The organism is Variovorax sp. AB1(2024), assembly GCF_037482385.2.
Taxonomy (GTDB): Bacteria; Pseudomonadota; Gammaproteobacteria; order Burkholderiales; family Burkholderiaceae_C; genus Variovorax.
In genome coordinates this window covers 435,385-460,492 of the sequence record NZ_JBBHKP020000001.1, presented here as the reverse complement: position 1 = coordinate 460,492, position 25,108 = coordinate 435,385, and the positions used below count along the sequence as shown (strand labels likewise).

Here is a 25,108-nt window from a genome sequence, read left to right as displayed (position 1 = left end):
CCGGAAATCGCAGCAGTCAAATACAGAAGTGGCTATTCATTCATCCGGCGCAAGAGAGAAGAATCGGCACCGTACCCGCTCAAAGACATCCCAGAAGGACCCTCGCCATGAACGCCACCCGACCCATTCGCCCCATCAAGCTCTACGGCGCCGCCATTTCGGGCCACGTGCACAGAGTGCGCCTCTTCCTCACGATGCTCGGCCTGCCCTTCGAGAACATCGAACTCGACATGCGCAAGCGCGAGAACCGCACGCCGGAGTTCCTGGCGCGCAACCTCTTCGGCCAGGTGCCGGTGATCGAAGACGGCGATCTGACGCTGGCCGACTCCAACGCCATCCTGGTCTACCTCAACGCGCGCTATTCGCCCGACCCCGCCCGCTGGATGCCGCAGGACGCGGTGGGCGCGGCGCAGGTGCAGCGCTGGTTCTCGGTGGCCGCCGGTCCGCTGGCGTACGGGCCCGCCGCCGCGCGCGTCATGGCGCTGTTCGGGCTGGCCACCGATCCGGCGGAGACGGTGACGCGCTCGCATGCATTGCTGGCGGTGATGGAGGCGCACCTGCGGCAACAGCCCTTCCTCGCGGGCCCGGCCGCCACCCTGGCAGATATCGCGAACTACGCCTACGTGGCGCACGCACCCGAAGGCAGGGTGTCGCTCGACGGCTACGCGCATGTGCGCGAATGGCTCGCGCGGGTGGAGGCGCTGCCCAGCTTCGTGCCAATGGTGCGCACGCCCGTCGGGCTCGCGGCGGCCGCATGATCGCCGCACCGTTCCATGCGGGCGAACGCGCGCTGCAGACGCTTGCGGGATCGCGCGAGCAGATGGAGGCCGCGGGCCCGCGCATCATCCGCGACTTCATGCCCGACCAGCACCGCGAGTTCTTCTCGCTGCTGCCCTTCATCGTGGCGGGCAGCATCGACGACGGGCTGCAGCCCTGGGCCAGCGTGCTCGCGGCGCCCGCCGGCTTCGTGCATTCGCCCGATGCCACGCACCTGCGCATCGACGCGCTGCCCGCGGCGGGCGATCCGCTCGCGGGCCAGCTGAAGCAGGGCGCGACGCTGGGCCTGCTCGGCATCCAGCCGCACACGCGGCGGCGCAACCGCATGAACGGCACCGTCGAGGCCATCGACGCGGCGGGCTTCATGGTCGAGGTGCAGCAGAGCTTCGGCAACTGCCCGCGCTACATCCAGGCACGCGAGCCGGTGTTCGCACCGCCGCGCGGTGATGCGGCGCCCGCGCAATGGCTCGACAAGCTCGACCTGGCGGCGCATCGGCTCATCGGCAGCGCCGACACGCTGTTCATTGCCACTGCGTATCCGAACGAAGTGGCGGTGGGCGACGATGCCGATGCGAGTTCGCACGGCGTCGATGTGTCGCATCGCGGCGGCCGGCCGGGCTTCGTGCGCATCGACGGCGACGACACGCTGACCGTGCCCGACTTCAACGGCAACCGCTTCTTCAACACGCTCGGCAACCTGGCGGCGCATCCGCGCGCGGGTCTGCTGTTCGTCGACTTCGACAGCGGCGACCTGCTGCATGTGGCGGTCACGGCCGAGATCGTCTGGAACGGCCCCGAGGTGGCCGCGTTCGAAGGCGCTGAACGGCTGATGCGCTTCCGTGTGACCCACGCCTTGCGCCGCCCGGCGGCACTGCCGTTGCGCTGGGGAGATGCGCAGCTGTCTGCGCATCTCGCGCACACCGGTCAGTGGAACACCGGCACGCGCGCCGCGACTGACGGCCGGTAGTGCCAGCCGCGCAGGAGCTGCGCGTCGACGTCGGGTGCGCGCTGCAGCAGGGCTTCGAGGCCGGCCGCCGCCAGCGTGCAGGCCAGGGTCTGCCCCGGGCAGGCGTGCGTGCCGTGGCCGAAGCCGAGCATGCGGCGCTTCGCACGCACGAGGACGAAGCTGTCGGGGTCGGGGTTGAACGCCGGATCACGGTTGGCCGAGGCCAGCAGCACCAGCACCGTGTCGCCCGCCGCGAGCGGCGTGCCCGCGATGGTGACGGGCGTTGCCACGAAGCGCCGCGTGTTGTGCACCGAAGGGTCGTGCCGCGCCGTCTCTTCGACGATGGCCTGCAGCCCGTCGCGCGTGCGTGCGGCCGTGCGCAGCGAGGGTTCGCGCAGCAGGGCGATGAGGCTGTTGCCCAGCAGGCCGGCCGTGGCGTCGCAGGTCTGTGAGAGCAGGCCGACCAGGTTGGCGAGCAGCGAGCGCGACGGTGCGGCGCTTTCGGCCATCACGGCCGCCAGCAGCGTGCCCCGGCGCGGCGGCGTGCCCGCGACCAGGTCTTCGAAGCGTGCCATCAATTCGCCTGCCGCCGTGCTTGCGCCCTGCAGTTGGCTCGCCGTCGACAGCGGCGACAGGCAGGCCACGAAGTCGCGCGTCCACAGGTCGACCTGCGGCAGCGCCTCGTCGGCAAAACCCAGCAGGTGCGCGACGGACCGCACCGGCATCGAGAACAACGTGTCGGACAGCGGCTGCTGCTGCGGCACTTGCCGCGCCACCTGCAGGGCAGCTTCGCGCACGGCGTTCAGATCGAGCCCGGCCAACGCCCGCTGCAGCGCGGGCCGTTGGACCTCGTGCGCTGTGCCGTCGTTCATGCGCACCAGGTGGCCGAACACCTCGCCGGCCGGGCTGCCCGCGATGGCGCTCGGCACCGGCTCGGCGGCCGGCCGAACGCGCAGAGCGCCGTGCGCCTGCAGCACTTCTTCGATCACCTCGGCACGGCTGGCCACCCAGAGGCGCAGCTTTTCGTTCCACGCCAGCGGTGGGCCGTTGCGCAGGCTGGCGTAGAAGGGGTAGGGGTCGGCATGCGTCGCGGCCGCGACCGGGTCGAGAGTCGCGTCGGGAGGGGTGGGGCTGTTGTTCCGGTCCATGGCCGCAGTGTGCGATCGGCGGCGCCGCCACACTTCGTCCGCGGCCGAAGTGTCGGATGCCGAGCCGTCTTACGATGAGGCGCATGGACACCCTCGATTCGACCGCCGATTTCCAGCTGGCCCGCGTAGCCGGCGCCATCGCCGAGCCGGCGCGCGCCCGCATGCTCAGCTGCCTGATGGACGGCCACGCACGCACCGCCACCGAACTCGCCACCGTGGCCGAGGTGGCCGCGTCCACCGCGAGCGCGCATCTTGCGCGGCTGAAGGAAGAGCGGCTGGTCGAACTGCTGGTGCAGGGCAAGCACCGCTACTTTCGCCTGGCCAACGACGACGTGGCCGCCGCGCTCGAAAGCCTGATGGTGATCGCCGGCACGCCGCGCGCGGCGGAGTTCAAGCCCAACACGCCGAGCCGCCTGCGCAGCGCGCGCACCTGCTACGACCACATGGCGGGCACGGCCGGCGTCGCACTGCACGACCGGTTGCATGCGCAAGGCTGGCTCAGCGGCTTGCAGAGCGGTTCCTACGAGCTCACGCCCGACGGCGCGATCGCGCTCGAAAGCCTGGGCGTGGAGGTGGACGCGGTGCGCCGCTCGCGCCGGCGCTTCGCCTGTGCCTGCCTCGACTGGAGCGAACGCCGGCCGCACCTGGGCGGCGCGCTCGGGGCCGCGTGGCTGCAGCTGTCGCTGCGGCGCGGATGGGTGCGGCAGGAACTGGACGGCCGCGCGCTCACGCTCACGCCGAAGGCGCAGCGCGAGATGCCGGAGCTTTTCGCCTGAGCGCCGGCAGGGTCCGACTTCAGGCCTTCAGCTTGAGCAGGTAGATCAGCGGGCCGGCCATCGCGGTGTCCAGCTCCAGGAAGCTCTCGAAGTCCTTGCCCGCCATCCAGTACGGGTCCCAGTTGTTGCGCTTGATGGTCTTCGCCCACAGGTCATGCGTGGTCGCGCGGCGCACCGCGTCGAGCAGCACGGCCTTGCGGTAGGGCGGCACCTTCTTGCCGGTCATCACGCCGCGCCAGTTGGCGAGGTCGGCGTCCACGCCCTGCTCGCGCACCGATGCGATGCCCTGGAACGGCTGCTTCGACGACACGCCGATGGCGCGCAGCCGGCCGCTGGCCAGGCTGTCGCTGAATTCGCTGAAGCCCGAGATGCCCGCCACCGCCTTGCCGCTCTCCAACGCCTCCACCACCTGCGCGCCGCCTGGGTGCGGCTGGTAGACCAGCGAGGAGGAAGCGCCCGCCACGCGCGCCAGCATGCCGGCGTACATGTGGTCCACGCCGCCGGCGGAGCCGCCCGCGACCACTGTATTGGCCGCGTCCGTGCGCAGCTGGGCGATCAGGTCCTTCGGCGTCTTGATGGGAGAGTCGGCCTTGACCGCCACCACTTCATAGTCGCTGGTGAGGCGTGCCACCGGCGACACGTTGCTCAGGGTCACGGCCGGCTTCTGCAGCGCCACGGCACCGACCATCACCATGCCGCTGACGAGCAGGGCCTCCGGGTCGGCGTCGTATTTCTCGACGTACTTGGCCAGGCCGATGGTGCCGCCCTTGCCGCCGATGTTCTCGTAGACCACGTTGCCCACCGCGCCCGAGGCCAGCAGCGCGGCGCCGAGCGCGCGGCCGGTCTGGTCCCAGCCGCCGCCTTCGTTCGCGGGAATCACGATGCGCAGCTTGCTGCCCGCCGGTGCGTCGGCCGCCCTGGCGACGCCGGGCCACAGCGCGGCGCCCCCTGTGCCTGCAGCTGCGGCCGATGCCGCGATCCATGCCGAGAAGTTGCGGCGCGAGAGAGTGACGGAAGGCGACTGGGGCATCTTGTTTCCGGTTTTCTGTGGGGAAACCGAATGATGTCCGCGAAAAGCGCCGATCCCGCCCGTGCGCGGGCAGGGACAAACCCGGATGCACGCCGGGCGCCCTTGCTTTACTGGAAGGCCACCTCGGCAAAGCTGCGCAGCTTGCGGCTGTGCAGGCGCGTGGAGCCTTCCTCGCGCAGGATGTCGATGGCCCGCATGCCGATGCGCAGGTGCTGTTCCACCCGTTCGCGATAGAAGTGGTTGGCCATGCCGGGCAGCTTGATCTCGCCGTGCAGCGGCTTGTCGCTCACGCACAGCAAGGTGCCGTAGGGCACGCGGAAGCGGAAGCCGTTGGCCGCGATGGTGGCGCTTTCCATGTCCAGCGCCACCGCGCGGCTCTGGCTGAAGCGGCGCTGCGGCTGGTTGCCGGGCAGCAGCTCCCAGTTGCGGTTGTCGGTGCTGGCCACCGTGCCGGTGCGCATGATCTTCTTGAGGTCGGGGCCCTCGTAGCGCGTGACGTCGGCCACGGCCTTCTCGAGCGCGAGCTGGATCTCCGACAGCGCCGGAATGGGCACCCACAGCGGCAACTCTTCGTCGAGCACGTGGTCCTCGCGCACGTAGGCGTGGGCCAGCACGTAGTCGCCCAGCTGCTGCGTGTTGCGCAGGCCGGCGCAGTGGCCCAGCATCATCCAGGCGTGCGGGCGCAGCACGGCGATGTGGTCGGTGATGGTCTTGGCATTGGCCGGGCCGACGCCGATGTTGACCATGCTGGTGCCGCTGCAGTCCTCGCGCACCAGGTGGTAGGCCGGCATCTGCGGCAGCCGCGGCGGTGCCGTGCCCTGGCTGCCGTCGAGCAGGTGGCCGAAGTTCTGGCTGCCGCCAGCGGCCAGGCCGCGGCGGCGCGTGACCACGTTGCCGGGCTCGATGAAGGCGATGTACTCGCTGTTCTCGTCGGCCATGGCCTCGTGGCCCAGCCGCACGAATTCGTCGATGTAGAACTGGTAGTTGGTGAACAGCACGAAGTTCTGGAACCAGTCGGGCGCGGTGCCGGTGTAGTGGCGAAGGCGGTGCAGCGAGTAGTCCACCCGCGCGGCCGTGAACAGCGACAGCGGTTGCGCCTCGCCGTCGCGCGCCTCGAAGGTGCCGTTGGCAATGCCGTCGTCCATCACGCCCAGGTCGGGCAGGTCGAACACGTCGCGCATGAGGGCGCGGCGCTCGGCGCTCATGGTGCCTTCGATGTGGTCGTTCTCGGCAAACGAGAAGTGGATGGGAATGGGCTGCGTGCTGGTGCCGATCTCCAGCTCGACCTGGTGGTTTTCCAGCAGCAGGCGGAACTGGTCGAAGTAGTAGCGCGAGAACAGGTCGGGCCGCGTCAGCGTGGTCTCGTAGCGGCCGGGGCCGGCCACGAAGCCGTAGCTCAGGCCGGCGTTGGCCGGCGGCGTGTGGCGCGAGACGGTGTGGGTATGCACCCGCACGAAGGGGTAGCAGGCCCGCACCCGGCCCGGCAGCGCCTCGCCGGCAACGAAGCGCAGCATCGATTCGCGAAGATGGGCCAGGCCGCCGTTGTAGATGGCCTTGACCTGTTCGAGTGCGGCGGCGGCATCGGCGAAGCGGGCGGGAGCGACGAAGGTGGGCATGTAGGGCATGGCGTCATTGTGCAATGCTTGTTTGAGGGCGTTGTTCGGGGTGCGCTCACGCCGCCGTCGTGAGCGTTCAGAGCACTTGTTGATCGAGCGGCACAACGGCAGCGCTCGTCGTGCACAGGGCGCCGGGTGCTCCCCGCAGCGAAATAAAGGAGGAGGCCGCAGGCCGGGGGACATTCGCGGAGGGGAGTACCCGGTGGCCTGTGCACGCACCCTGAACGAAAGCACCCAAACCTCAGCCCAGCAAGCACTCCAGCACCTTCGCAAGCATGTCGTTCACATCGACAGCCTGCACAGCCCCGGGCAGCGCCACATCGCCGTGCATCACGAACACCGGCTTGCCCCACTTCAGCCCCATCGCCATCTCCGACAGCGTGCCCATGTTGCCGCCGATGGCCACCAGGCACACGCCGCTGCGCGCGATGATGCCGTTGCGCATCTCGCCCATGCCCGTGGGAATGGCCACGCTGAGCCACTCGTTGGCGTTGCGGTCGTCGTCCTCCGGCAGGATGCCCACGGCGATGCCGCCTGCTTCCACCGCGCCGCGCGAGGCCGCGGCCATCACGCCGCCGCGCCCGCCGCACACCACCGACATGCCCGCGCGGGCCAGCGCATGCGCCACCGCATGGGCGGCCTCGCACTCGGCCGGGCCGCCGTCGCCGGGGCCGATCATCGCCACCGGCTGGCGGTGGCGCGACGGCCCCCGCTGCTTCTGCGCCAGGCGCGCCAGCGCCTCAGTGACCGGCGCCGACAGCACCGCGCTCGCGCCTTCGCGTAAAGACATCACCCACTCCCATCACGATCACACACACCACCATCAGCACCAGCGACAACGCCGCCGCCACCGCGAAATCGGAACCGCCGTCGCCCACCTGCGCCAGCAGCATCAGCGGCAGGATGTTGAGCTGCGTGCCCACCAGCGCCAGCGCCGTGCCGTAGGTGCCCATGGCAATCGCGGCGACCATGCAGGCGTTCGACAGCACCGAAGGCAGCACCTCGGGCACCACCGTGTCCCGGAAGGCGCGGGCTTTCGACGCGCCCAGCGTGCGCGCCGCCTGCGCCGGGCGCAGGTCGAGGTTCGCGAACACCGGGTACAGCGACAGCGCCACGCGCGGGATCAGGTAATAGGCATAGGCGAAGCCCAGGCCCGACACGCTGTAGATCCAGCTGCCCAGGGCCGCCGGGTCCGCGCCCAGCCCCGCGAGCAGCTGCGTCACGAAGCCGGCGCGCCCGAAGGCCAGGATGAAGCCGTAGGCGATCACCAGCCCCGAGAAAGCCAGCGGCAGGCCCAGCAGCGTCATCATCCACTGGCGCCGCGACGCCGGCTGGCGCGCCAGCTCGATCGCGATGCAGGTGCCCACCAGCGCCGACACCGCGCCCGCCGCCAGCCCGAGCGCCAGCGTGTTGCGCAGCGCGCCGAAGAACAGCGGGTTGCCGAACAGCCGCCCGAAGGCGCTGCCGCCTTCGCCGAAGGCCTCGGGCAGCAGCGCCGCCAGCGGCACCGCGAAGAACAGCGCCATGAAGGCCCAGGCGGGCCAGGCGCCAAAGCGTCGCATCACGGCTGACCGATCACTTGCCCAGGGCAGCCTGTGCCCACAGCTTGTCGATCTCGGCCTTGCGCTCCGAGGCCTTCACCACGTCCAGCGGCTTGATCTGCGGCGCGGGCGGCATCTTGGCGGCCACGTCGGCGCTCAGCTGCGTGCCCGGCACGGCCGGCCGCACGAAGCCCTGCGCGAACAGCGACTGGCCGGCCTCGCTCATGATGAAGTTCAGCCACAGCTTGCCGGCGTTCGGGTTCGGGCCGTTCTTCACCAGGCTGATGGCGTAGGGCGCGGCCACGCTGGCTTCCTTCGGAATGACGACTTCCATCGCGTCGCCCATGCCGTCGACGTGCTTGGCCTTCAGGCCGTCGTTCTCGTAGCTGATCCACACGGGAATCTCGCCCTTGAGGAACTTGGCGTAGGGCGTGGTGCCTTCCACGCGCAGCACGTTGCCGGCCGAATGCAGCTTGCCCAGGTAGTCGATGCCGGGCTGCACGTTGTCGACGCTGCCGCCGTTGGCGTAGGCCGCGGCGAAAGTCAGCACCTGGCCGATGCCGGTGGAGCGCGGGTCGAGGTAGACCACCGTGTTCTTGAACTCGGGCTTGAGCAGGTCGGCCCAGCCCGTGGGCACGTTCTTCACCAGCTTCTTGTTGACCAGGAAGGCGATGTTCAGCGTGTGGATGGTGAACCAGCGGCCTTCGGCCTCGCGGAACACGGGCGGCAGCTTGTCGAAGTTGACGGGCTTGAAGGGCGCGACCACGTCCTTCTTCGCGGCGTCGACGGCCGAGGCGGCGAAGTAGTAGGCGGTGTCGGCCTGCGGGCGGCGCCTGGTCTTCTCGAGCGCGACCACGGTGGCGGCGGAACCGATGTCGTTGTAGGTCAGCTCGATCTCGGGGTAGCGCTTCTTGAAGTCGCGGAACAGCGACTTCCAGTTGGCCCATTCGGGGCCGGTGTCGAAGGAGACGCACAGGCCTTCCTTCTGCGCCTCGGCGTACAGCGCCTTCTCGCCCGCATACAGCTCGGGGCCGTCGAAGGCGAAGGCGGTGCGGGCCGCGAGGGTGGCCAGCGGCAGTGCGCCGGCGGCTTGGATCAGTTGTCTGCGTTGCATGGTGGCTCCTTGAGGAAAGGGTTCAGTGGTCGAGTAAACGGATGTGCCCGGGCGCGATGGCGATGGCCTCCACGGCCGGCGCGGGCGATTCGGCAAGGAAGGGCCTGGCCGCGCCCGGCACCTCGAAGTCGTAGCGCGTGAGCGCACCCAGGTAGCGCTGCGCGCGGGTGCTGCCCGCGAGACGGTTCACGGCGTCGGCTGCCGGGTCGGCGCGGATGTGCTCGGGGCGCACCAGCACGTGCACCGCGGTGCCGAAGGCGCGCTGGCCGGTGTCGGCGAAGAGTTCGGCAAAGCCCAGGTCCAGCCGGCCCGGCGCGGCCACCTTGGCGGGCAGGATCGTCGAGAGCCCGACGAACTCGGCCACCGCGCGGCTCGCGGGGTTCTCGTAGATGTCGCGCGGCGTGGCGATCTGCAGCAGCCGGCCGTCCTTGAGCATGGCGACGCGGTCGGCCATGACCAGTGCTTCTTCCTGGTCGTGCGTGACCAGCAGCGTGGTGGCGTTGAAGCGCTGCTGTATGGCGCGGATCTGGTCGCGCAGGTGGCCGCGCACGCTGGCGTCGAGCGCCGACAGCGGCTCGTCGAGCAGCAGGGCGCGCGGGTCGATGGCCAGGGCGCGCGCCAAGGCCACGCGCTGCTGCTGGCCGCCCGAAAGCTGCGCCACGGCGCGCTGCGCAAAGTCGCCCAGCCCCACGATGTCGAGCAGCTCCTGCGCGCGCTGGCGTCGTTCGGTGGCCGCCACCTTGCGCAGCTTGAGCCCGTAGGCCACGTTGTCGAGCACGCTCAGGTGCGGGAACAGCGCGTAGCTCTGGAACACCATGCCGATGTTGCGCTGGTGCACGGGCGTGCGCGACATGTCTTCGCCGTCGAGCGCGATGCGGCCGGTGTGGCCCGTCTCCAGGCCCGACACCAGCTTCAGCAGCGTCGACTTGCCGGAGCCGCTGGGGCCGATCACCGCGACCAGCTCGCCGGTGCGCACGTCGAGCGACACGTCGTGCAGGCCGTGCGTGCTGCCGGGATAGTTGTAGTTGACGTTGTCGAGTAGGAGGCTCATGGCGTATCGGTCAGGCGCGTTGCTTCACGAGGGAAGAGGAAAGAAGCGCCGACGCGCTCGCCAGCACAAGAAGGATCACCGTGGCCGCGCAGGCGAAGCCCGTGGCGCCGTAGAAGGCCTGCAGCAGCACCACGGGGTAGGTGCGGTTCTGGAAGCTCGTGAGCAGGTTCGACACGCCGAACTCGCCCACCGAGATGGCCGCCACCATCACCAGCCCGCTGATCAGGCTCTGGCGCAGGCTCGGCAGCACGATGCCGGTGAACTGCTGCCAGCCCGAGGCGCCGAGCGTGGCCGCCGCCTGCTCGAGCCGGCCGAGGTCGAGGTGGCGCAGGTCGGTCAGCAGCGTGTTGGTGAGGTAGGGCAGGGTGAGGATCGCGTGCGCGGCTATCAGCAGCGGCATCGAGCCCAGCCAGGGCGCGAGATCGGTGTTGAACACGATCATGTAGCCGAAGGCCAGCGTGATGGCCGGCACCGCCACCGGCGTGGCGCTCACGATGCGCGCCGCCAGGCTGCCGCCGCGCTGCGCGCCGTGGTACAGCGCATAGGCCAGCGGCAAGGCCAGCACGGTGTTGATGGCGCAGGCCGACATGGCGACCACGAGGCTGCTGACGAAAGCCTTGCGGAACGAGGTGTCGAGCCACAGGTCGACGTACCACTGTCCGGTGATGCCGGTGGGCAGCAGCGTGTTGGTCCAGTTGCCGCCCACGCTGCCGATCATCAGCAGGGCGATGGGCAGCAGCAGGTACAGGCCGTAGATGAGCGAAATGCCGCGAACCAAGGTTGTCTCCAATGTCATGGACACCCGGCATACTTTCCGGATGCGCTACTGTCAGCGCCGGGCATGCCGCCGCGTTGCCCCGAATTCTAGGAACCGCGTGCGTACTTATGGGTGAAAGTTGGATGACGACACTTGAGCAATCAGAAAGCGTTTTTCACGCAGCTTTCATGAAGCGGAGCGATGCATGAAGCGCGACTGCCCCACCATCCAGGAGCTGCTGGCCTTCGACGCGGTGGCGCGCCACCAGAGCATCACGCTCGCGGCGGGCGCCCTGTGCATCACCGTGAGCGCGGTCAGCAAGCAGATCGCCGGGCTCGAGGCTTTCCTGGGCCGCGAGCTGCTGCAGAAGAACGGACGCGGCGTGCAGCTCACGCCGCAGGGCCGCGTGTACTGGCAGAAGATCTCGGGCGGGCTGCGCGCCATCGAGACCGCGACCTTCGAGGCCCGCTCGGGCGACGCGGGCGCGGGGCTCCTCACGCTGGCCAGCGTGCCCACCTTTCTCACCAAGTGGCTCATTCCGCGGCTGCCCGCCTTCAGCCAGAAGAGCCGCCACGTGATGCTGAGCTTCAGCCGCCACCTGGAGCCCAGCGACGGCATTCCGGCGGGCGTGGACGCCGCCATCCGCTACGGCCCCGACGGCTGGCCCGGCGTGGTGTCCGAGTACATCGCGGGGCGCGAGTTCGTGCTGATCGTGGCGCGCTCGCTGGTCGAGGGGCGCCACCGCATCGCGCAGCCCGCCGACATCACCGGCCACACGCTGCTGCATCACGAAGGCGCGCCCGGCGCGTGGCGGCAATGGGCCGCGCAGCACGGCGTGCCGGAAGTGCAGACGGTGGCGGGGCCGCGCTTCGCGCAGTATTCGGCGCTGATCCAGGCGGCGCTCAACGGACTGGGCATCGGCCTCGTGCCCAGGCTGCTGGTGCAGGAAGAGCTGGCCGAAGGCGCGCTGCTGAGCCCCTGCGGCACGCCGGTGAGCGTGAACCAGGGCCACTACCTCTGCTACCGGCCCGACCGGCTCGACCTGCCGGCCTTCGTGGCGTTCCGCGAATGGCTGCTGGCCGAGGGCGCGGCCTCGCGCGGCGCCGAGGCCGAGGCATGATCCCCGCAACATCCAAGGAGTCGCATCGATGAAAGTCGCAGTCATGGGCGCCGGCGCGGTCGGTTGCTACTACGGCGCCATGCTGGCGCGCGCGGGCCACGAGGTGGTGCTGATCGGCCGGCCCGCGCATGTGGAGGCCGTCAACGCCAACGGGCTGCGGCTGGAGACCCGGGCCTTCGACGAGCAGGTGCGAATGGCCGCGAGCACCGAACCCGGCGCGGTGCAGGGTGCCGACCTGGTGCTGTTCTGCGTCAAATCCACCGACAGCGAATCGGCCGCCGCGCAGATCGGGCCGCACCTGGCGCCGGGCGCGCTTGTGCTCACGCTGCAGAACGGCGTGGACAACGACGAGCGCGTGCGCGCGGTGCTGCCGGCGTCGAACGAAGTGGCCGCCGCCGTCGTCTACGTGGCCACCGGCATGGCCGGCCCCGGCCACGTGAAGCACAACGGCCGCGGCGAGCTGGTGATCGCGCCGTCGCGCCGCAGCGAAGAAGTCGCGCGGCATCTGGCGGCGGCCGGCGTGCCCACGCAGATCTCGGGCAACGTGCGCGGCTCGCTCTGGGCCAAGCTGATCCTCAACTGCGCCTACAACGCGCTCTCGGCCATCACGCAGCTGCCCTACGGCGTGCTCGTGCAAGGCACGGGCGTGAGCGACGTGATCCGCGACGTGGTGGCCGAGTGCCTCGCGGTGGCGAAGGCCGAAGGCGTCGAAGTGCCGGGCGACACCGACGCCGCCCTGCGCGGCATCGCGCAGACCATGCCCGCGCAGTATTCGTCGACCGCTCAGGACCTGGCGCGCGGCAAGCTCAGCGAGATCGACCACCTCAACGGGCTGGTCGTGCGGCGCGGCGAGGCGCTGGGCGTGCCCACGCCGGCCAACCGGGTGCTGTTCGTGCTGGTGAAGCTGCTGGAGGGCAAGCCGCAGCAGGCGGCACAGGCCTGATCAGCCGGGCATCGGCTCGCGCATGGTCACGAACTCTTCGGCGGCCGTGGGGTGGATGCCGATGGTGCTGTCGAACAGCGCCTTCGTCGCGCCCGCGCGCATCGCCACGGCAAAGCCCTGCACCACTTCCCCGGCATCCGCGCCCACCATGTGCAGGCCCACCACGCGGTCGGTGGCCTTGTCGACCACCAGCTTCATGAAGGTGCGCTCGTTGCGGCCCGACAGCGTGTGGCGCAGCGACTTGAACTCGCTCGAGAACACGGTCACTTCGCCGAACTTCGCGCGCGCTTCGATCTCGCCGTAGCCGCAGGTGCCGATGTTCGGGTGCGTGAACACGGCGGTGGGAATGAACTCGTAGTCGAGCCGGCGCTTGCCCTTGCCGAAGAGCTCGTCGACCACCACCATCGCCTCGGCCAGCGCCACCGGCGTGAGCTGCACGCGCGTGGAGACGTCGCCCACCGCGTAGATCGACGGCACCGAGCTGCGGTAGTGCGCATCGACCGCGATCGCGCCTTTCTCGTCGAGCTTCACGCCCGCGGCCTCCAGGCCCAGGCCCTGCGTGTTGGGCACGCGCCCGGTCGCGAAGAGCACCGTGTCGGCCTCGATCTGCTGGCCGCGTGCCAGCGTGACGGTGAGGCCGCCTGCGCCGCGCGCGACGGAAACGGCCTCGCAGTTGAGCCGCAGGTCGACACCCGCCTTGCCCATCTCGCTGGCGAGGAACTGCCGCACGTCGTCGTCGAAGCCGGTGAGCAGGTGCGCGCGGCGATGCAGCTGCGTCACCTTGGCGCCCAGGCCGTTGAAGATGGAGGCGAACTCGCAGGCGATGTAGCCGCCGCCCACCACCAGCAGGCGCCTGGGGAACGGGTCGAGGTCGAACATCGCGTCGGAGGTCACGATGTGCTCGCGGCCCGGAATGTCGGGCACGAAGGGCGTGCCGCCGGTGGCTACCAGCAGGTGGCGCGCCGTGTGGCGCTTGCCGTCGATCTCGACCGTGTGGGCATCGACCAGCTGGGCCCAGCCGGTGACGAGCGTCACGCCGGCGTTCTTCAGCAGCGAGCCGTAGATGCCGTTGAGCCGGCCGATCTCTTTCGCGCGCTGCGACTTGAGATGCGCCCAGTCGAACTGCGGGGCCTGCGGCAGCTTCCAGCCGTAGCCCGCGGCCTCCTCGAAGGATTCGGCGTAGCCGGCCGCGTAGCTGTAGAGCTTCTTGGGTATGCAGCCCACGTTGACGCAGGTGCCGCCGAGATCGGCGGCCTCGGCCAGCCCGACGCGCGCGCCGGTTTGCGCCGCCATGCGCGCGGCGCGCACGCCGCCGCTGCCGCCGCCGATGACGAAGAGATCGAAGTCGAATGTGGGCATGAAAAGCTCCTTGGCCGCCGACTTTAGCGGCCGGTGGATTGGCGGAGCTTTCGGCGGGGCTTCCGGCGCCCCGTGCCCGGAAGAGTCAGCGAGAGTCCGGCGAGGTCCAGAGCCGCTTCAGGTCTTCGCCCTGGCCTTGTTGCTGCTGCGGCGTTGCGGCAGGGCCGCGTTGCTGTTGCTGCTGTATCGCACGAAGCTGCGCTTCCTGGGCCTGGCGCAGTGCGTTCTGCTGCGCCGCCTGCTGGGCCTGCACCTGCTGCTGCATCTGTACGGCGCGCAGTTGCATCTCCTGCTGCTGGCGAAGCTGCAGTTGCTGCTGCTGGACTTGCGCCGCCTGCTGCGCCGCGCGCTGTTGCTGTTGAAGCAGCTGCTGTTGCTGCTGGGCCTGCGCCTGCGCGGCGCGCAGCTGCATTTCCTGTTGCTGGCGCAGGGCCTGCTGTTGCTGCTGCTGGAGCTGCAACTGCATCTGCTGTTGTTGCTGCTGTTGCCGCCAGCGGTCCTGCTCGGCGCGATCGTGCCACTCGCGGCGCTGCTGCCATTCGCGCTGCTGGCGCCATTCCTGGTCGCGGCCCCAATCTTCCTGCTGGCGGAGTTCCTCCTGCTGCTGGCGCCACTCCTGCTCGCGCTGCCAGGCCAGCTGTTGCTCCTGCTGCGCCCTGTAGTCGGGCTCGTAGCGCACCTGCGGCGGCGGCACGGCCACCACCGCCGGTTGCACCAGCAGGCCGGGCGGCTCGAAGTGTGCGGTGCCGGAGTAGCGGTCCTCGTTCCGGTCGCGCTCGGCCACCCAGGCGTCGAAGCCGGCGTTCTGCACCCGCTGGGTCTGCACGACCGCCAGGTCGCGTCCGGACACGGTCGTCTGCTGGCGGTCGGTCAGCAACTGCGAGGCGCCGTTCCTTCCGTACAGCGTGAGCCGGCCCGACGCCACCGCCACCCAGGTGGTGGAAGTGGCGGTGTCCGCGGCAAAGCGGTATTCGCCCGGCGCGGTGATCACAGCCTGCAGGTTGCCGGTGTGGATCTTCAGGCGCTGGCCCGCCAGGCCGTCGCGCACGCGCAGCTGCAGCTCGCCCTGGGTGGTGGTGATGTCCACGAAGTTGCCGTCGAGTCCCGAGAACTCCACCTGCGTCTGGCTGCCCAGCCGCAGCGCCACCGGGCCGATGTAGAACTCGGCGCGCGCGTTGCGGTCGGTCCAGACGCGGTCGCCGACCGACAGCGTGCTGCCTTGCCGGGCCGCCTGCCAGCGGTCCTGGCCGGCGGGCGCGATGCTCACGGTGCCCTGTTGCTGGTTCAGGCGTGCGATCTGGCCCTGTGGGCCGGGCTGGGCGCCGGCCGCGATGCCGGCGCCCAGGAGCGCCAGGCCGAGCAGCCACTGTTGCAGCGGGCGACGAATGCGCCCGGGTGTCTTGCGGTTCATGTGTTTCCTCTGATCCCCGGATGTACGAAGCGGTCCGGTCGCTTGGTTTGCCTGTTTGTAACGCGCGAGAATCCGCTGCCGCTGTCAGCGCCGTCCCCTTGCTTGGTGAAGCGCAGGTGCATTCGGCAACCAGCTGTAAGGAGGGAACAGAGGTGAAGAACGAAAACAACGCGCGCCTTGAGGGCGAAATGTGCTTCCACAAGAGATGGCCGGCGCTGCTGGCGCTGTGCATCGCCGCCACCGCGGCGGTGCCGGCCGCCGCCCAGCTCGCGCGCAAGCCTTCTTACTATCAGCAACAGAACCAGCAGGGCCCGGTCCAGCCGCAGGGGGCGCGTCCGGCGGTGCCGTCGTCGCTGCCGGCGCTGCGCAGCCAGGGCGACTTCGACCAGCTCGCGCGCGTCTACGACGCCGGCACGCCGATGCAGCTGGCTCACGTGCTGTTCGTCGTCGACCTGAAGGCGAAGCCGGCGCCGCGCATGTACTACATCGACACGCCGCGCTACCAGCTGCACGTGCGGTTCCTGCGCGGCACGCGGCTGGCGCCCGACACCGCCAAGCGCGAGATCGATCGCAACTACCTCGTGCCCGACCGCCGCTTCCTGTTCGGCACGCTGAGCTGGCAGCAGAACATCGGCGCCTTCAGCTACGAATTCTGGGAAGGCGACCGGCTCACCGCGCCGCTGCTGCGGCAGGCCGATGCGCAGGTGAAGGCCAGCTTCTTCGCGCCCGTGAAGTTCAAGACCAACTCCACGCTGCACGAGCGAATTGCCATGGAAACCGGCATCGACTATGTGAGCCAGGAGGCGCTGATCCGCGAGCAGCCCTATCTGCCGATGAACGTCGGCACCGCCACCGGCCGCGTGCGCGTGGTGGAAGACGAGTCGGGCATCAACGCACTGCTGCCCGACGACATCGCGGTGCTGCGGCAGGTGCCCCTGAGCCTGCCGCCGGTGGCGGGCGTGCTGACCGAGCGGCCGTCCACGGCGCTGTCGCACGTCAACCTGCTGGCCAAGGGCTGGGGCATTCCGAACGCCTATGTGCGCGACGCGGCGACGGTGCTGAAGGAGCACGCGGGCCAGTGGGTGGCGCTGAAGGTCGCGGCCTCGGGCTACCAAGTGCGCCGCCTCACGGCCGATGAGATCGCGGCGCTGCCGCCGCGCGCGGTGCGCACCGCGTCCGCCGGCGCCACGCCCGGCGGTGCGAAGGCCATCAACCCCGACCTGCGCGAGACCCGCCTGCTGCCGCTGGCCTCGCTGCGCGCCCGCAACAGCGCGCAGTGCGGCACCAAGGCCGCCAACCTCGGCGCCATGCAGGCCGCACGCATTCCGGGCACGTCGGTGCCCGACGGCTTCTGCGTGCCCTTTGCCCACTACGACCGCTTCATGCGTGCCAACGGCCTGGGCGAGCGCATCGCGCGCATGCAGCAGCAACCCGGCTTCGCGAGCGACCCCAAGGTCCGCCAGAAGGCGCTGGCGCAGCTGCGCGACGAGATCGTTCAATGGCCGGTCGATGCGGCCACTGCCGCTTCATGGCGCGCGGCATGGCAGTCGCAATTGGGCGGGGGGGGCGTGTTCGTGCGCAGCTCGTCCAACTCCGAAGACCTGCCCGGCTTCAGCGGCGCGGGGCTCTACACCACCGTGCCCAACGTCAAGACCGGCGACGCGCTCGAGGCCGCGGTCAAGAAGGTCTGGGCTTCGGTCTTCAACCCCGAGGCATGGGAGGCGCGCGGCGCCGCGGGCTTCGGCGCCGAGTCGGTGCTGATGGGCGTGTTCGTGCAGACCGCCATCGACTCCACCAACGCCGGCGTGCTGATCACCCGCGACCCCTTCGACGCGGGGCATGCGCATGTCACCTACATCTCGGCCAAGCGCGGCATCGGCATCCGCGTGGTCGAGGGGCAGCGGGTGGCGGAGCAGGTGATGTATTCGAGCTGGTCCAAGGCCATCCAGGTGCTGAGCCGCTCGGCCGAAGACACGGCGTTGCAGCTCGACAAGGACGGCGGCGTGAAGGAAGTGCCGCTGCAGGCCGGGCGCAACGTGCTGACCGACGAACTGGTGGTGCGCCTGGCCAATGTGGGCGCGGCGGTGAAGCGCACCTTCAACGCGGTCGACCAGGACATCGAATGGGCGACGGTGGGCGACAGGATCGTGCTGCTGCAGGCGCGGCCTTATGTGGAGCGGCGGCGCTGAGACAGGGCCGCGAACCTTCAACCCTTTGCCTTGCCAGCTCAGCACAACGGGTAATAGATAAAAAAACGCCACCCCCAAACCGCGAGCAAGGCAATGGCAATCCAAAGGGAGTAATGTATTTTTCTTTCTCTGATTGACTGGATTGCTGCAAAGACAAAGAGTGGAATTAAAAAGGCGGCAGAGAAAAATCTGGTGCTGATGTCATTGTCAATAGGCAATCCACAAAAAGTCAGCCCGTCGGATTTTGCACTCGGCTCGTCCAACATCCATTCATACTTGTTCATGGGCATGAGAAGCATCAGGGCAATGCAAAATAATGCATACGCCGATACAACTGCCAGGCCTATTCTTTTCATCGTCAGACTTTTTCGAGAAGCATTGAGATATGGTCACGCTGCTCCAGCATTCTGCGCCCATATTCGGAAAATTGCCTGCCTTGGCTCCCAGGGGGGAGCTTTATTGAATCTATAAATTCATTCAACGCACGCTCGATGCCTCGGTTATAGCGAGAGCCTGCGACGATGAATTGTTCATCAGTGAGATTTGAAGTATCGGTGCCTGGGTAGTCGTACAGGATCAGATTTTTCAGATGCAGGGCAACGACGTTCAAATTGAACGTGTCGGTCTCAAGGCACGCAATCAGGTTCATTCGATCGGAGTACGACAACAGTTCGATCGGTATGCCTAGCTCTTTGGAGGCAACCCGCAGCTGGATGCTGACCGCGCCAACCGATGTTTCTTCGGGCGGCTTTCCAAATTTGACGGGTCTGCCAGCCAGTGTTCGCTGCAACGTGCGTCCTTGGAATACCGGTCTTTTAATGCCGTCGGGTTTGCCGCCCACTTCGGCCCAAGCGACGCAGCCGAGCATCGCAGGAGGGATTCGGTATTGCTCCGCCGCATCTTTTATACGGAATTTATTGTAAACGACCCAACCGTCTTTGTACGCTTGCAGATATGCTCGCCCGCCACCCATTTTTTCCGATAATACGCGCCATTTGAAAACGTCCCAACTTTTCCATTTGGGATGATTTGAATTGTCCGGCGCGCAAAACTCCCTGCCGCTCATGTGCCACTCCCTTTTTAATTTGAGGCATCATGGTAGGGGCGCTCGGCTCAGTCTGCTATGTCTCAAGTAGCAGCCTGAGAATTTCTGCACGCTTGAGCATATATTTGCTCATAGGAATGCGGTTCATGCGGGAGCAGGTCGCAAAGGCGGCTCGGCTCTTTATCGTCAATGGAACCGCGCCGGAGTGGACGCAGAGCGCGACGACATTGCTCTACTTGTAGAGCAGCTGCGGCAGCCACAACCCGATCTGCGGCCATGTGTACAGCAGCACGATCGCCAGCACCTGGATGCCCATGAAGGGCAACATGCCCAGGAAGATCTGGTTGAGCGTCACGTGCGGCGGGCTCACGCCCTTCAGGTAGAAGGCCGCCATGGCCACTGGAGGCGACAGGAAGGCCGTCTGCAGGTTCAGCGCCACCAGCAGCCCGAAGAACAGCGGGTCGACGCCGAAGTTGTCGAGCAGCGGGATGAAGATGGGCATGAAGATCACGATGATCTCGGTCCACTCTAGCGGCCAGCCCAGCAGGAAGATGATGACCTGGCTCAGGATCAGGAACTCCACCTTCGTGAGGTTCATGCCCAGCACCCACTCTTCCACCAGCGCCTGCCCGCCCAGCAGCGCGAATGCGGCCGAGAAGATGGCCGAGCCCACGAAGAGCCAGCACACCATGGCCGATGTCTTGGCCGTGAGGAACACCGACTCCTTCAGCACCGTGAGGTTCAGCCGCCGGTAGGCCGCGGCCAGCAGCATGCCGCCGAGCGCGCCCATGGCGGCCGCCTCGGTCGGCGTGGCAAGGCCCAGCACGATGGAGCCCAGCACCGAAAGGATCAGCAGCACCAGCGGGAAGAACGACGCCAGCAGCATCTTGAAGATCTCGAGCCGCGCGAAGCTCAGGAACAGGTAGAACAGCGTGACGATGGCGCCGAAGATCGCGAAGGTGACCCACCACCAGGTGGGCGCGGGGCGCTCGGTGGCGGCTTCGGCGGCACTTTCGGCGGCGCCTCGTGCTGCTTCTGCCGGCTCGGCCAGCGGCGCGGAGGCCGCGGCGGGCTCCGGCGCCTGTTCACCGCCGGGGGGCTCCTGCAGGCCTTCTTCGCGCGGCGGCTCCTGCAGCCCGCCCTCGGACGGCGGTTCCTGCAAGCCGCCCGCGGCGGGTGCGCTGCGCACGGCGCCGATCTCCTCGATGTCGTAGCGCGCCTGCGCCTCCACTGTGGTCACGGCCTTGTAGCTGAAGGCCGCCAGCAGCAGGAAGATCACGCCGGGCATCGCGACGATGCCGAGCTGCTTCAGTACATGCGAGAGCGGCACGCCGGCGTTGCGCCGCCCCTTGACCAAGCCCACCAGCGCATGCGCGGCGGGGCTTTCGGCCAGCCGCTGCGACAGCGGCGGCAGCGGCACCACGCGCTCGGCCTGCGACAGCGGCGGCGCCCACTGCGGCTTGATCCACGCGATGATGATCACGTACAGCACATAGAGCGAAGCCAGCATCAGCCCCGGAAAGAATGCGCCCGCATACAGCTGCACCACCGAGACCCCGGCCGTCGCGCCGTAAACGATCAGCAGCACCGACGGCGGAATCAGGATGCCCAGGCAGCCGCCCGCCGTGATCGCGCCCGCGGCCAGCGGCACGCTGTAGCCCGCGCGCAGCATGGCCGGCAGCGCCAGCAGGCCCATCAGCGTGACCACCGCGCCCACGATGCCGGTGGCCGTCGCGAATATGGTGCAGGTGACCAGCGTCGCCACCGCGAGCGCGCCCGGCAGCCGCGCGAGCGCCAGGTGCAGGCTCTTGAACAGCGATTCGATGAGGTTCGCGCGCTCCACCAGGTAGCCCATGAACACGAACAGCGGCACCGCGATGAGCACGTCGTTGGCCATGGTCTTGAAGGCCGACTGCACCATCAGGTCGAGCGTTCGGTGCCAGTCGCGGTCGTAGGCGAGCCAGGTGAAGATCATGCCCATGCCCATCAGCGTGAACGCCGTGGGAAAGCCCAGCATGATGGCCACGACCACCAGCGACAGCATCAGCAGCCCGAGGTGGCCGTTGGTGATGGTGGGCGCATTGGCCAGCACGGTGCCGGCGCCGATCACGATCAGCGCCATGAACGACAGGCCGAACCAGAGTTCGCGGCGGATCATCGCGCGCCCCCGGTGGCTGTCTGCCCCACCACCACGCGGTCGAGCGCGGCGATGTCCTCGTCTTTCACGTGCACCATTTCCTTGAGCTTCTCGACGTCGACCTCTTCCACGTCCTGCTCGCGCGAAGGCCATGCGCCCTGCCGGATGCACTGCACGCAGCGGATGATCTCGACGATGCCCTGCAGCAGCAGCGTGAAGCCCGCGAGCGGGATGATGTACTTGAAGGGGTACAGCGGCAGCGGCTCGGCCGAGAAGGTCTGCTCGCGGATGGCGAGCGACTCGCCCGCGTAGATCCAGCCGGCCCAGGTGAGCGCGACGATGCCCGGCAGGAAGAACACGATGTACAGCGCCAAGTCGACCGTCGCCTGCGTGCGCGGACGAAAGAAGCCGTAGAGCACGTCGCCGCGCACGTGGCCGTTCTTCGAGAGCGTGTAGGCGCCGGCGGTCATGAACATCGCGCCGTACAGCATGATCTGCGCGTCCAGCACCCAGGCGTGCGGCTTGTTGAGCGCATAGCGCGAGAACACCTCCCAGCTGATGAGCAGCGTGAGCAGCAGCGCGCACCAGGCGAAGGTCTTGCCGATCCATGTGGAGAACCGGTCGACCGCCAGCAGGAAAGATTGCATCGGAACGAACTCCTCGCCGCGACCCGTGCGCGGCATGCGTGCAGGCATGAAAAAGAGGGCGCCGCCCGGGCGCCCTCGCGTCACATGAATCGCATCAGGCCTTCCTGGCCTGTCGTCCGAAATAGTGGTTGTAGGCCATCTTGAAATCGACCGAGTAGTCGTTCTGCCACTGGCCGGCGCGTTCGGCAAAGGCACGCTGCGAGTCGAGCACCTTCTTGAACATCGGGTTCTCGGCCGACTTCTTCGCGATGGTCTTGTCCCATGAGGCGAGCTGCGCGCGCAGCACCGCGTCGGGCGTCTTGTAGAACTTGATGCCGGACTTCTTCAGCTCTTCGTAGTCCTTCGAGTTGCGGTCGATGGCCTTCCAGCTCATGTCGGCGCTGGCCGCCTGCGTGGCGTATTCGATGATGGACTTGAGCTCGGGCGGCAGCGACTTCAGCTTGCTGCCGTTGAACAGCACCTCGAACTGTTCGCCGCTCTGGTGGAAGCTCTGCAGCATGCAGTTCTTCGCCACGTCGGGAAAGCCCAGCACGCGGTCGCTCGATGCGTTGTTGAACTCGGCCGCGTCGATCAGGCCGCGGTCCAGCGCGGGCACGATCTCGCCGCCGGGCAGCGGGTTCACGGCGGCGCCCATGTCGGTGAACACGTCCACGGCCAGGCCCACGGTGCGGAACTTCAGGCCCTTCATGTCCTCGGCCTTGGCCACCGGTTTCTTGAACCAGCCCAGCGGCTGCGTGGGCATGGGGCCGTAGAGGTAGGAGGCCACGTCGAGGTTCAGGCCCTTGTAGATCTCGTCCATCAGCGCCTTGCCGCCACCGTAGGTGTGCCAGGCCAGGATCATGTTGGCGTCCATGCCGTAGCCGGGGCCCGAGCCCCACAGCGCGAGCGCGGAGTTCTTGCCGTACCAGTACGCGACCACGCCGTGGCCGCCGTCGAGCGTGCCCTTGGCCACCGCGTCGAGCAGCTGGAATGCGGGCACCACCGAGCCGGCCGGCAGCACCTCGATCTTCAGGCGGTTGCCCGCCATGTCATTGACCTTCTTGGCGTAGTCCTGCGCGTACTCGTGGAAGATGTCTTTCGCGGGCCAGGTGCTCTGGAAGCGCAAGGATGCGGTCTGGGCCATGCTGACCATCGGCACGGACATGGCACCGGCGGCCACGGCGGCGCCCTTGAGCAGCCCGCGGCGGCGGGGCAGTTTGCTGTCTGTCATTTGTCTCTCTCCAATTGGCTGTTCTGACTGGGGGAACCCAGGCTGCCGTCTTGGAGTTATGGTTTGACAGGCCCAAGCCGCCATCTTTGGCGCACAGGAACACGCAACAAACAGGGTTTTCACGAAGCGGTGAAAAATTCCGGTCATTGAAAACCCGCATTCCAAGGAAGAAAGCAGATGACTGATCCCGTCGAGAACAAGGGCTACGCCGGCGACGTGACGCCCGAGCAGGCCGCGCAATGGATGGCCGGCGGCCAGGCCGTGATGGTCGACGTGCGCACCGACGCCGAGCGCGAGTGGGTCGGCTACGTGCCCGGCGCCGTGCCGCTGGCCTGGAAGCAATGGCCGGGCATGGCGATGAACCCGGCCTTCGACGACGGCGTGCGCGCGGCGGCCGAGGGCGGCAGGAAACTGGTGATGCTGTGCCGCAGCGGCGTGCGCTCCATCGCTGCCGCGAAGCGCGCGACCGAACTGGGCGTGGAGGCATACAACATCCTCGAAGGTTTCGAGGGCAATCCGGACGAGAACGGCCACCGTGGCCTGACCGGCGGCTGGCGCAAGCGCGGGCTGCCCTGGAAGCAGAACTAGGCGTCGGGGAGGGCGCGCACCGCGCCCCACAAGCCGCAAGCGCGATGAGGTAAACCCCGATGGCCGTGCGGCCAGTGCCTCAATACGATTGCGCAGCGGCGCACAATCGATTGTGCGCCCCGCATCGGCTCACTCCCTGCATTCCCTCTTCTCGTCCCCATGAAGCACGCATTGCTCGGCATCGACGTCGGAACCTACAGCAGCAAGGCCACCCTGACGACGTTCGACGGACGCATCCTCAACACCGCCACGATCCCCCACGACATCAGCCTGCCGCACCCCGGGCACGTGGAGCAGGACGCCGACAAGGTCTGGTGGCACGACGTCGGCGCGCTGTGCAGGAAGGTGATGGAAGGCACCGGCCTGAGCGGGCAGGACGTCGCCGCGCTGGCCGTGAGTGCGATCGGCCCCTGCGTGGTGCCGCTGGATGCCCGGATGCGCCCGCTGCGCCCCGCCATCCTGTACGGCGTGGACGTGCGCGCGCAGGCGGAGATCGCCGAGATCGAGGCGGAGTTCGGCGCCGCGGCCATTCGCGAGTTCTCGCTGATGGACCTCACCAGCCAGGCCATCGGGCCGAAGATCCGCTGGCTTCGCAAGCATGAGCCCGATGTCTGGGCGGCAACCGCGCATCTGGCCACGGCCAGCTCCTACCTGGGCTGGCGCCTCACGGGGCAGCATCGCATCGACCGGCACACGGCCAGTCACTACATGCCCCTCTACAACCCCCGCACGGGCATGTGGGACGAGCGCTTCAATCGCGCCTTCGTGCCGTTGCATGCGCTGCCCCGGCCCGCCTGGTCCGACGAGATCGCCGGCGAGATCACCGCGCAGGCCGCGCAAGCCACCGGCCTTTCCGCGGGAACTCCGGTGGCCGTGGGCGCGGTCGACGCATTGAGCGAGGCGATCAGCGTGGGTGCGGTCGCCCCCGGCGACCTGATGGTGATGTATGGAAGCACCACCTTCTTCGTGCTGGTGCAGGACAGCCCGACGCCCGATCCGCGGGTCTGGACTGTGGCGGGCGCCTACGAAGGGCAATTCAACCTGGCCGCCGGCATGAGCACCACGGGCAGCCTGACGCGCTGGTTCAAGGACGAGCTTGCGCGCGACCTCGCCGAGCCCGGTGGCTACGCCGCGCTTTTCGACGGCGCCGCCAATGTGGCGCCGGGCGCTGGCGGATTGCTGGTGCTGCCGTATTTCAGCGGCGAGCGCACGCCCATCAACGACACGCGGGCCAGCGGCGTGATCGCGGGGCTGAGCCTGTCGCATTCCAGGGAGCAGCTTTTCAGGGCCGTGCTGGAAGGGGTGGGCTTCGGTGTGCGCCACAACCTCGAAGCCTTCGCCGACATCGGCGCGAAGGTCGATCGCGTGGTGGCCGTCGGCGGCGGCGCACAAGGCAACACCTGGCTGCAGATCGTCTCCGACATCGCGCAGGTGGAGCAGGAAGTGCCGGCCGTGACCGTCGGCGCGAGCTTCGGCAATGCCTTCCTGGCGGGCTGCGCGGCGGGCCTCGTGCAGCGCGGCGACATCGGCCGGTGGGTCCGGCCCGGGCGTCGCATCGTGCCGGACCCTTCGCGGCGCGCGCTCTACGACGACATGTACGCCCAGTACCGCAAGCTCTACGACGGCACCCGCGACGTGATGCATGCATTGAAATCCATCGCGGCGGGCCAGGCGGATTCGAGGCCGCAATAGCCGGTCGCCAG

Annotated in this window: 23 protein-coding genes; 8 read left to right on the top strand and 15 right to left on the bottom strand. The window is 68.4% G+C overall.

What is annotated here, in order from left to right; genetic code table 11:
* Window positions 1-107: 107 nt before the first annotated feature.
* The gene (locus WIX39_RS02280; RefSeq protein WP_106936543.1) at window positions 108-758 is read left to right on the top strand and encodes a glutathione S-transferase family protein; all 651 of its coding nucleotides are present in this window, start codon (window positions 108-110) and stop codon (window positions 756-758) included.
* Window positions 755-1,744 carry a pyridoxamine 5'-phosphate oxidase family protein gene (locus WIX39_RS02275; protein WP_106936544.1) on the top strand — a complete coding sequence of 330 codons (990 nt, stop codon included), beginning with the start codon at window positions 755-757 and terminating at the stop codon, window positions 1,742-1,744. The genes WIX39_RS02280 and WIX39_RS02275 overlap by 4 nt, the downstream gene beginning before the upstream one ends.
* On the opposite strand, the gene WIX39_RS02270 is transcribed toward WIX39_RS02275, so the two are convergent.
* Complete coding sequence (locus tag WIX39_RS02270; RefSeq protein WP_106936545.1) at window positions 1,702-2,871, bottom strand: cytochrome P450; 1,170 nt, start codon at window positions 2,869-2,871, stop codon at window positions 1,702-1,704. The genes WIX39_RS02275 and WIX39_RS02270 overlap by 43 nt on opposite strands.
* Before the next feature lie 83 nt (window positions 2,872-2,954).
* Between WIX39_RS02270 and WIX39_RS02265 the strand changes: the two genes are divergently transcribed.
* A complete protein-coding gene (locus WIX39_RS02265) occupies window positions 2,955-3,647 on the top strand; it encodes an ArsR/SmtB family transcription factor (RefSeq protein ID WP_106936546.1) in 693 nt (230 codons plus the stop codon).
* A gap of 19 nt (window positions 3,648-3,666) precedes the next feature.
* Here WIX39_RS02265 and WIX39_RS02260 read toward each other — a convergent pair whose 3' ends face one another.
* The 7 genes from WIX39_RS02260 to WIX39_RS02230 all read right to left on the bottom strand — a co-directional run bounded on the left by WIX39_RS02260 (window position 3,667) and on the right by WIX39_RS02230 (window position 10,795).
* Window positions 3,667-4,677 (bottom strand): Bug family tripartite tricarboxylate transporter substrate binding protein, encoded by a 1,011-nt coding sequence (locus tag WIX39_RS02260; protein ID WP_172839819.1) that lies wholly within the window; start codon window positions 4,675-4,677, stop codon window positions 3,667-3,669.
* Window positions 4,678-4,784: 107 nt separating this feature from the next.
* The gene (locus tag WIX39_RS02255; RefSeq protein ID WP_106936547.1) at window positions 4,785-6,302 is read right to left on the bottom strand and encodes an AMP nucleosidase; all 1,518 of its coding nucleotides are present in this window, start codon (window positions 6,300-6,302) and stop codon (window positions 4,785-4,787) included.
* Between the two features lie 232 nt (window positions 6,303-6,534).
* On the bottom strand, window positions 6,535-7,083 hold the full coding sequence (locus tag WIX39_RS02250) for a TIGR00725 family protein (RefSeq protein ID WP_106936548.1): 549 nt from the start codon (window positions 7,081-7,083) through the stop codon (window positions 6,535-6,537).
* On the bottom strand, window positions 7,034-7,855 hold the full coding sequence (locus WIX39_RS02245; protein ID WP_106936549.1) for an ABC transporter permease: 822 nt from the start codon (window positions 7,853-7,855) through the stop codon (window positions 7,034-7,036). The genes WIX39_RS02250 and WIX39_RS02245 overlap by 50 nt, the downstream gene beginning before the upstream one ends.
* 13 nt (window positions 7,856-7,868) lie before the next feature.
* On the bottom strand, window positions 7,869-8,948 hold the full coding sequence (locus WIX39_RS02240) for an extracellular solute-binding protein (RefSeq protein ID WP_106936550.1): 1,080 nt from the start codon (window positions 8,946-8,948) through the stop codon (window positions 7,869-7,871).
* A gap of 22 nt (window positions 8,949-8,970) precedes the next feature.
* Window positions 8,971-9,999, bottom strand: coding sequence for an ABC transporter ATP-binding protein (locus tag WIX39_RS02235; protein ID WP_106936551.1), 1,029 nt, complete (start codon window positions 9,997-9,999; stop codon window positions 8,971-8,973).
* A 10-nt stretch (window positions 10,000-10,009) separates the two neighbouring features.
* Window positions 10,010-10,795 carry an ABC transporter permease gene (locus WIX39_RS02230; protein ID WP_081270425.1) on the bottom strand — a complete coding sequence of 262 codons (786 nt, stop codon included), beginning with the start codon at window positions 10,793-10,795 and terminating at the stop codon, window positions 10,010-10,012.
* Window positions 10,796-10,961: 166 nt separating this feature from the next.
* Between WIX39_RS02230 and WIX39_RS02225 the strand changes: the two genes are divergently transcribed.
* Together WIX39_RS02225 and WIX39_RS02220 are read left to right on the top strand one after the other, a co-directional pair.
* Window positions 10,962-11,876, top strand: coding sequence for a LysR substrate-binding domain-containing protein (locus WIX39_RS02225; protein WP_106936552.1), 915 nt, complete (start codon window positions 10,962-10,964; stop codon window positions 11,874-11,876).
* Between the two features lie 28 nt (window positions 11,877-11,904).
* On the top strand, window positions 11,905-12,819 hold the full coding sequence (locus tag WIX39_RS02220) for a ketopantoate reductase family protein (protein ID WP_106936553.1): 915 nt from the start codon (window positions 11,905-11,907) through the stop codon (window positions 12,817-12,819).
* Here the strand turns inward: WIX39_RS02220 and gorA are convergent, their stop codons facing one another.
* Window positions 12,820-14,178, bottom strand: coding sequence for a glutathione-disulfide reductase (gene gorA, locus WIX39_RS02215; protein WP_081270422.1), 1,359 nt, complete (start codon window positions 14,176-14,178; stop codon window positions 12,820-12,822).
* Window positions 14,179-14,263: 85 nt separating this feature from the next.
* Complete coding sequence (locus tag WIX39_RS02210) at window positions 14,264-15,589, bottom strand: hypothetical protein (RefSeq protein WP_159053682.1); 1,326 nt, start codon at window positions 15,587-15,589, stop codon at window positions 14,264-14,266.
* Between the two features lie 188 nt (window positions 15,590-15,777).
* On the opposite strand from WIX39_RS02210, the gene WIX39_RS02205 reads away from it, so the two are divergent.
* Window positions 15,778-17,778, top strand: a complete 2,001-nt coding sequence (locus WIX39_RS02205) for a PEP/pyruvate-binding domain-containing protein (RefSeq protein WP_106937639.1) — start codon at window positions 15,778-15,780, stop codon at window positions 17,776-17,778.
* 38 nt (window positions 17,779-17,816) lie between these two features.
* Here WIX39_RS02205 and WIX39_RS02200 read toward each other — a convergent pair whose 3' ends face one another.
* From WIX39_RS02200 to WIX39_RS02180, 5 genes are all read right to left on the bottom strand, one after another.
* Window positions 17,817-18,134, bottom strand: coding sequence for a DUF2645 family protein (locus WIX39_RS02200; RefSeq protein WP_106936554.1), 318 nt, complete (start codon window positions 18,132-18,134; stop codon window positions 17,817-17,819).
* A 2-nt stretch (window positions 18,135-18,136) separates the two neighbouring features.
* The gene (locus WIX39_RS02195) at window positions 18,137-18,844 is read right to left on the bottom strand and encodes a hypothetical protein (RefSeq protein WP_159053683.1); all 708 of its coding nucleotides are present in this window, start codon (window positions 18,842-18,844) and stop codon (window positions 18,137-18,139) included.
* A gap of 211 nt (window positions 18,845-19,055) precedes the next feature.
* Complete coding sequence (locus WIX39_RS02190) at window positions 19,056-20,981, bottom strand: TRAP transporter large permease (protein ID WP_106936555.1); 1,926 nt, start codon at window positions 20,979-20,981, stop codon at window positions 19,056-19,058.
* The gene (locus WIX39_RS02185; RefSeq protein ID WP_106937640.1) at window positions 20,978-21,607 is read right to left on the bottom strand and encodes a TRAP transporter small permease subunit; all 630 of its coding nucleotides are present in this window, start codon (window positions 21,605-21,607) and stop codon (window positions 20,978-20,980) included. The genes WIX39_RS02190 and WIX39_RS02185 overlap by 4 nt, the downstream gene beginning before the upstream one ends.
* Before the next feature lie 94 nt (window positions 21,608-21,701).
* Window positions 21,702-22,817: a TRAP transporter substrate-binding protein gene (locus WIX39_RS02180; RefSeq protein ID WP_106936556.1), complete on the bottom strand. Its 1,116-nt coding sequence runs from the start codon at window positions 22,815-22,817 to the stop codon at window positions 21,702-21,704.
* A 177-nt stretch (window positions 22,818-22,994) separates the two neighbouring features.
* On the opposite strand from WIX39_RS02180, the gene WIX39_RS02175 reads away from it, so the two are divergent.
* Together WIX39_RS02175 and WIX39_RS02170 are read left to right on the top strand one after the other, a co-directional pair.
* Window positions 22,995-23,405 carry a rhodanese-like domain-containing protein gene (locus WIX39_RS02175; RefSeq protein ID WP_106936557.1) on the top strand — a complete coding sequence of 137 codons (411 nt, stop codon included), beginning with the start codon at window positions 22,995-22,997 and terminating at the stop codon, window positions 23,403-23,405.
* Window positions 23,406-23,564: 159 nt separating this feature from the next.
* Window positions 23,565-25,097: an FGGY-family carbohydrate kinase gene (locus tag WIX39_RS02170; protein ID WP_106936558.1), complete on the top strand. Its 1,533-nt coding sequence runs from the start codon at window positions 23,565-23,567 to the stop codon at window positions 25,095-25,097.
* Window positions 25,098-25,108 lie beyond the last annotated feature (11 nt).